Origin of the sequence: Planosporangium spinosum (genome assembly GCF_049999945.1) — a bacterium.
Lineage (GTDB): Bacteria > Actinomycetota > Actinomycetes > Mycobacteriales > Micromonosporaceae > Planosporangium > Planosporangium spinosum.
In genome coordinates this window covers 1-3,106 of sequence record NZ_JBLYUB010000064.1, presented here as the reverse complement: position 1 = coordinate 3,106, position 3,106 = coordinate 1, and the positions used below count along the sequence as shown (strand labels likewise).

Annotated in this window: 2 protein-coding genes; one reads left to right on the top strand and one right to left on the bottom strand. The window is 68.8% G+C overall.

Annotated elements, in window-relative coordinates:
- Positions 1–1,080, bottom strand: a 1,080-nt coding sequence (locus ACNTMW_RS34170; protein ID WP_426638211.1) for an arabinofuranosidase catalytic domain-containing protein, incomplete at its 3' end; no start/stop codon positions are given.
- A gap of 658 nt (positions 1,081–1,738) precedes the next feature.
- On the opposite strand from ACNTMW_RS34170, the gene ACNTMW_RS34165 reads away from it, so the two are divergent.
- Positions 1,739–3,106 (top strand): beta-xylosidase (locus tag ACNTMW_RS34165; protein ID WP_426638210.1); only part of this gene is annotated, 1,368 nt, incomplete at its 3' end.

The following is a 3,106-nucleotide window of genomic DNA, read 5'->3' as shown; positions in this document are numbered from 1 at the left end:
ACTGGGGAACGCGTAACCGACGGAGGTCAGGTTGGCCTGGACCGCGTTCTCGGTGGCGTCCGTGGGGTAGCCGGCGGTCACGGCGCCTTCGAAGAAGTACCCGACGCCGCTGTTGCTGTTGTCACCGCCGGTGCCGAGCAGGATCGAACTGTCGGTGCGCATCGGCGAGTACCCGTTGGGCAGCGGACCCGAGAACGTCGTGGTCAGGCCCCCGCTGTTGGCGTTGCCGTACCTGAGGGCGAAGTTGCTGGTGCCGTTGTTCTTCTCCCAGGCGGACACGAACGGGTAGTGCACCCCCGAGTTGTTCGGGTCCTTGTTGGAGCCGGTGTTGGTGTGGTACATCCCGTTCTCCAGGTCGGCCTCCACCCATGGGCCGGTACCGACGCAGCCGCCGAACCAGCAGGCGGTGCCCCACTCGATCGCGTTCATGGTCGCGTTGCCGGTGTCGGTGTGCGAGTTCTCGCCACTGCCGTAGTCGAAACAGCACCACTGATTGACGAAGTTCGACGAGGTCACCATGTAGACGCCCTCCGGCTGGGAGCCGGTCGGCGCACCCTTGGCGTGGTCGATGCGGTAGCCGACGCCCTGGGTCACCTTGACCCCGTACACGTTGTGACCACCCGCGGTCAGCGGCAGCGCCTTCGCGTCCGCGCCGACGTCCGCGCCGTTGGGACCCGGACCCTTCCAGTAACCACCCCACGAGATGGGCAGGTCGTTGTGGTTGGCGGACTGGTCGTAGATCTTGGTGATCGTGCAACCGGTACCCGCGCAGAACGAGTCCTGCGCGGCGGCGTCGGCATAGCCACCCGCCGACAACAGCCCGACATCGCGGTAGCCGTGGTCGGAGGCGCGCTGCACCTGGTACAGCGGCCCGTTGTAGGCCGCGAACAGCGCCCGCGTGGTGCTGTGCGCTGCCACACACGGCGTACCGCCGGCCGCGTAGATGTCGCATGACAGCGACGCGGCGGCGTGCGCGGCCGGCGCTCGGGAGATGACCGAGACCCCTACGCCGACCACGACGATGGTCACCACGCCCGATGCCGCCGCTACGAGGCGACCGAGCCGTCTTTTCACACTCATGGATTCCTCCGATCGGGCGCCACGCGGGCGCGGCGTGGTGGACGGGGTGTCGGGTGTGGTCGCCTGCCGCTCAGGCCGCCCCGCGGTTCGACCACACGGACTCGTCCACTGCGTCACCCTCGGAAGCGTGCGGAGCGGGAACGAGGCGGCGCTCGTTGGCGGCGTGGCCGTCAGCGGCCCGGCGGCACCGGCTCCGCCGCCCCGCAATGAGATCAGCGGGACCGGCAATCACCGCCTGGACGCGGGCGAGTCGCCTCGGACACCGCCCCTTTGCCACTCGACGTGTACGACACCGCGCCGTGTCGCCCAGGACCGCCGAACGATCTTCCGACGTTCCTTCACATCCACTGATGTCGAATCGGTTCGTCCGGCAGATTAAGTCGATCCATCGTCGCATGTCAATATGCTGGCGGCGGTCGCCCGCCCTGGCCACCCGACGACGAGCGTGGCCTTGACATCGAAGTTTTTCAATCATTATCGTGTCCGTCGAACCGATTCGCACAGTTCTCCGTCGAGTCGCCCCGGCACACCCCGGTCGGCAGGCACAGGAGACACGTTGACGTCGGTCGAAGCGATTCTCAACGGTGCACCGCCGGCCGTACGGGTGTCGGGGAGGGCGGGTTCCGGCCGCGCAGGGCGCCTGGTATCGGAGGCGAACGTGGCAATCAGACGAAGCTGGAACCGCCGGTCGCGGCGGCTGTCAGGCTCGGGCATCGGCGTGGTGCTGGCGGCGGTCATCGCCGCTGTGCTGCCGGTGTCGCCGGCGTCGGCGGCGGGTAGCCCCGCCGTGGACTTCTCGTCCGCGCTGGGGGCGCCCGCCTATCGCGCGTCCGGCACGTTGTACGGGATGACCGAGAACGGCGCCAACCCGCCGGACCAGTTCTACACCGACATCAAGTGGCACTTCGAGCGGGCCGGCGGCGCCCAGCTGGACAGCCCGGGCGGCTGGGTTGCCGGCCGCTACGCCCGCCGCTGGAACTCCGTACTCGCACAGGCCAAGCGGACCGCAGCGCTGGGTGGCACCTTCGTCATCCTGCCGCACGACCTGTGGGGCGCTGACGGATACCCCATCTCCAACTGGCCCGGATCAGGCGGCGACTGGAGCAGCTTCGACGCCTTCTACAACCAGCTCATCTCCGACGTGCAGGCCAATCACCTCACCGTCGAGTGGGACATCTGGAACGAACCCGACCTGAGTATCTTCTGGAACGCGCCACAGTCGCAGTACCTGGCCATGTGGACGCGGGCCTACCGGCGCATCCGGACCGCCTTCCCGAACGCGGTCATCGTCGGCCCCAGCACGGCGGGCCGGCCGTCCACGGGTAACGGCTGGTGGACCACGTTCATCGACTACGCCAAGGCCAACAACGTCCTGCCCGACATCTACAGCTGGCATGACGAGCCCGGTGACCCGGCATCGGAAGCGTCGGCGGCCGACGCGCTGCTCGCCTCGCGCGGGATCACCCGCACCACCGCGTACCAGATCAACGAGTACGCGGCGCGGTCGGAGCAGAACCCTGGTGGTGCTGGCTGGTACATCTCGCGGCTGGAGCGCGCGGGAGCGGACGGGCTACGCGGCAACTGGGCCGGTGGGGCGGGCCTGCACGACGACGAGGCCTCGTTGCTGACCCACTCCGGCGGGCGGTACCAGCCGCTGGGCGAGTGGTACACGTACCGGTTCTACGGCTCGATGACCGGCACCCGGGTCGCCACCACGCCCTCGGGCAACCTGGAAGCGGTAGCGACGAAGGACAACGGCAACGCCAAGGTCCTGCTCGGCAACCGCGGCGACACCGGGACCGTCACCGTCACGCTCAACCGGATCGACACCACCTCCGTGGTCCAGAACGGACGGGTCCGCGCCGTGGTGGAGCGCGTGCCGTACAACAACGGCGCGCCCGTGAGCGGGCCGGTGACGGTCTCCGACCAGACTCTCGGCGTCAACGGCAACACCGTGACGCTGAGCGTGAACTGGACCGACGCGCGCGACGGGTACACCGTCACCCTGTTGCCCCCGACCGGCGGC